The organism is Nostoc sp. FACHB-133, assembly GCF_014698055.1.
In the GTDB taxonomy this organism is placed as follows: Bacteria; Cyanobacteriota; Cyanobacteriia; order Cyanobacteriales; family Nostocaceae; genus Nostoc.
Genome location: NZ_JACJSH010000146.1, coordinates 1 through 3,809, shown reverse-complemented (window position 1 = coordinate 3,809; position 3,809 = coordinate 1). Strand labels below are relative to the sequence as shown.

Below are 3,809 nucleotides of genomic sequence, written 5' to 3'. Positions count from 1 at the left end.
TGTTAATACTGCTTAAAAAGTATAAATAAATTTATACTACTGGGAAAATGATTTAGTGATCGCTTGTTTTTTACTGGATCTGACGAAACCGCATAGCTCCCCTGCTCGTCTTCCCTGACGTTTTAATGTCTGCTCATAACCCGAACGACGTTGAATTTCCAAGCAAAATCGATTAAAACTAGGTGGGTTAATTTTCGGAGATTGGGATTCACAGGCAATTCGGAAAGATTCATAGACCCTGAGTCGCCCTCGTTGTTTAAGGCTTTCGTAGTTCTCACTAATAAATGTAGTCATGAATTCCTGTACCCGCGGGTCTAGTCTTGGCTTGTAATTACCTTTGTTAGTGTTTTTGGGCAATAATCCCACAAAACCATTGCCATAAATTTCAGTTGCTTGTTGATAAGCTTTACGCCAGCGCCGAATTGTGCGGGTAATTCCCACTGGAGGATGGCTAGAAAGGTAAGGCGATAATTGAGTGTAGCGGTGATTAGCTTCTACAATATCTTGCGGTTTCGCGTGACGCAGTAATTCCTCTAGCTGCTGTTGTTTTGCTGTACTTTGAATAGGTGCAACAGTTATTTGACCGTCTTGAATCAGTTTAAAAACTGTAGCATTTGGCAGTTCTACAAACTTACCATCTGTCCTCAGTAATCCTGTTGTCGTTGTTCCTGTGTTTACAACATCCCAGGATTCACCATCCCAAGACAGAGATTTACCGACCGCAATTTCAACGGATTGAAGGTTGCTAGGTATACTACTTGGCTTGACGGATGTTATTCGTTCGTAAGCGAGTGCTATTTCCCGGTTGGCAAAAACTTTTACTTGTTCAGGTTCGGATAATCTAGCTGTATTTAAGTTGACATAGATTTGCTCAGTTGCAATCAAAGTATAAATGTCATCTAAGCTGGCTTTTTGGTATGCGATTTTAATCAAATCCGCTAACAGTATGCCTGGATTTGTTTCTACTATCGCTAATACTTTTCTGGTTACTTGATTATCTATTGCAACTGGTTCTAGATTCAAGTAATCTTCCAACTAGATAAAGTTCTGCTGAAATATCCAGCAAATTAAAGCGCTCGACCACACCCGGAACTCAAGACCAAATTTCTGTGCATAATTTTCTCCTGGTGGACATCGCCAAATACCATTTTCGTCTTGTTGATAGCGGTTTGGGCTTGCAGCAGAAAGTTTTACTAATTCCTGTTCTGATTTACATTCTTCCCAAAACGCTGAGTTATTACTGATAATAAAGAAATCGGGTGTGTATAAATGGCGGTTGTTTCTACCACTTAAAGATTGATAACAAAGTTCAATAGCTAGTGGTTGGTCGTAATATTCCAGAACATCTGGGTTATGTTCAAGTTCGTATATCCTAGCTAATTCGTGCCGATGAGACTCAAAACTTATTGTTACCCCCATTTTTCTGCTAGGGTAGAAGCCAGATACATTTCCTCTGCCACCTTGGACTCGCCGTGATGGTTTTTCTGCACGGATTTGTCTGATTACCTCACTTGCCGATTGACTTAAGTTGAGGCTTTTACACCAGTTGCCAAATTCTTGAGAGTTCATCATGAATTCGACCTCAACTTTCAAATGAGTCAGTTGCTTAATTCTGATTCTAAATTTATCTAAACACAGGTGGTGATTTGCTAATATATATTGATTTAAAACTTTAAGGTTGCTTATGTAAGTACAACTAGTGGACAACTTTCAGCTGATTTTTCAACTTGGTGACAATTTATGCCTTGATTTTTGACTTTGAGACAATTTTTGGCTGTATTCATTTTATGGCATCAGAAATTTTCCTACGATAGTATCAGTGTTTCGCCTTCGAGGCGGACAACTTATGCCTTGTATACTGGACACATTGTGCCTAAAGTCACATATCTTCAAGTCGGAAGTCGGAGGTCGGAAGTCGGAAGTAAGAATATGAAAGTGGAGTAAGTGCAGTTGTGGATAAAAGCATTACTATTACTGACAGGACTAAAGCGTTTGCAATTAGAATTATCAAAGCTTGTAGCTTTCTTGATGAAAAACCAGGTATTTGTCGCACGCTATCAAAGCAACTGTTGCGTTCTGGTACGAGTATTGGTGCTAACGTACATGAATCTCGTTCGGCTCAGTCTAATAAAGACTTTCTGCACAAAATGGAAATTGCTTTGAAAGAGGCACGCGAAACTGAGTATTGGCTAGAAATTTTAATTGAATCTGAAGTTGTTGATAAATCTAAATTTGACCCATTACTTAGAGAAGCTGATGAAATAGTCAAGATACTCGTTGCCTCTACACGCAAAATTAAAGAGAGATTAAGTGGCAATAAATTTCGCAGTAAGAAGATAGTGGTTGCAAGAGATAAGCACTCAGAATTTACACCACCGTGAACTCGAAAGCGATGCCCCTAGTTAGGTTACACATTCTTACTTCCGACTTCCGACCTCCGACTTCCGACTTCCGACTTAAAAAAGATGCTTTATTACAAACTAGTAGGACATACCCCTGTTGCTGTTAATTCATTGTCAGAGTGGCAAGATTATCTACACTCAGTACAAGATTCAGGACAACATCTAGTTGCCGAAACTATAGTTGGAGATGCCAAAGTATCAACTAGTTTTTCGGGATTCGATCTCACTTTTGGAGACCCCCCGTTGCTTTTTGAAACAATGGTTTTAGGTGGTCCTCATCACGGGAGAATGCAGCGTTATTCTACATGGGAGCAAGCACGCTTCGGTCACGATCATACCGTCGTAGAAATCATGACTACCTCACCACCAGATGAGTAGATCAACAGAAAGTTATACTTAATAGTTAGCAAGTAATAATTTACACTTAAATGAATGAACTACAGCGCAGATTCTTTACCTGAGATCAAACTCATTCCCCTTAACCAGGAAGCTCTACATTTCACACAGCTAAGAGAAACTCGAAGACCACCCACTGATATCCGGTGGGTAAAAGTACTGGAGTTTTTACGCAGCACCAATCTTGCGCCTAACAGTCGCAAAATGTACGAACGTGAACTGAAGCGGTTTTTGATTTGGAGTGAGCTACACTATCATGAGCTACGCCCGCGTCACTTCGCACTATATAAAGAGTATCTGCGGGATGAACTGCGGACTGATGCAGGTAAACCGCTTTCAAAAAGCAGCATCAATGCCGGAGTTGCTGCACTCAAAAGCTTTTTTAAATGGATGTGCTATACGTATCCTGACATTATTGCTACTAATCCCACACTGGGGATTAAACTGGAAAAAGTACCTCTGCCACCAGCCCAGAGTTTAACGACTCAACAGATGGAGCAAGTATGGTCAGCATTAGAGTTATTGGGAGAAACAAAGCAACGGGATACAGCACTCGTTCACATTCTCAGTCATGGACTCCGGGCAGGGGAAGTTGTACAGCTAAATGTTGGATCTTTTGATGGCAAGCTGCTGTTTTTACCAGACACCAAAACCAATGAACCACGCTTAGTTCCACTACGAAAAGAGAGTCGGGAAGTTTTGGCAGAGTATTTGCAATTGCGCCAACAGCAAGGAGAGGTCTTAAACAGCCTTAGCCCACTGATGATTTCACACCATGCTTCATACAAAGGTGAACGCTTGAGTTATCACGGTATTTACTTCGCTGTGGAAAAAATCGGTGAAATAGCTCACATTGAGAATTTGCACCCTCACTCCTTTCGTCACACCTACGCCACTGACTTATTGCTATGGGAGCTATGCGGTTTCGTCAGATCCAGTAAAAAACAAGCGATCACTAAATCATTTTCCCAGTAGTATAAATTTATTTATACTTTTTAAGCAGTATTAACA

General features: G+C 40.6%; 5 protein-coding genes. 3 read left to right on the top strand and 2 right to left on the bottom strand.

The window, feature by feature from the left end; genetic code table 11:
- Positions 1-36: 36 nt before the first annotated feature.
- The gene (locus tag H6G86_RS37830) at positions 37-1,023 is read right to left on the bottom strand and encodes a hypothetical protein (RefSeq protein ID WP_190938683.1); all 987 of its coding nucleotides are present in this window, start codon (positions 1,021-1,023) and stop codon (positions 37-39) included.
- 12 nt (positions 1,024-1,035) lie between these two features.
- A complete protein-coding gene (locus tag H6G86_RS37825) occupies positions 1,036-1,572 on the bottom strand; it encodes a TnsA endonuclease N-terminal domain-containing protein (protein ID WP_190938682.1) in 537 nt (178 codons plus the stop codon).
- Between the two features lie 380 nt (positions 1,573-1,952).
- Here H6G86_RS37825 and H6G86_RS37820 point away from each other — a divergent pair, with 380 nt between their 5' ends.
- The 3 genes from H6G86_RS37820 to H6G86_RS37810 all read left to right on the top strand — a co-directional run bounded on the left by H6G86_RS37820 (position 1,953) and on the right by H6G86_RS37810 (position 3,773).
- Entirely contained in the window at positions 1,953-2,381 is a 429-nt protein-coding gene (locus H6G86_RS37820) for a four helix bundle protein (protein ID WP_190938681.1), read from the top strand.
- 84 nt (positions 2,382-2,465) lie between these two features.
- Positions 2,466-2,780 (top strand): hypothetical protein, encoded by a 315-nt coding sequence (locus H6G86_RS37815; protein WP_190938680.1) that lies wholly within the window; start codon positions 2,466-2,468, stop codon positions 2,778-2,780.
- A 54-nt stretch (positions 2,781-2,834) separates the two neighbouring features.
- On the top strand, positions 2,835-3,773 hold the full coding sequence (locus H6G86_RS37810) for a tyrosine-type recombinase/integrase (RefSeq protein ID WP_242065187.1): 939 nt from the start codon (positions 2,835-2,837) through the stop codon (positions 3,771-3,773).
- Positions 3,774-3,809 lie beyond the last annotated feature (36 nt).

What these genes read in the sequence shown, in the direction of transcription:
- H6G86_RS37825 (WP_190938682.1), bottom strand. Translation starts at nt 1,572, where the DNA reads ATGATGAACTCTCAAGAATTTGGCAACTGGTGTAAAAGCCTCAACTTA.
- H6G86_RS37815 (WP_190938680.1), top strand. Translation starts at nt 2,466, where the DNA reads ATGCTTTATTACAAACTAGTAGGACATACCCCTGTTGCTGTTAATTCA.
- H6G86_RS37810 (WP_242065187.1), top strand. Translation starts at nt 2,835, where the DNA reads ATGAACTACAGCGCAGATTCTTTACCTGAGATCAAACTCATTCCCCTT.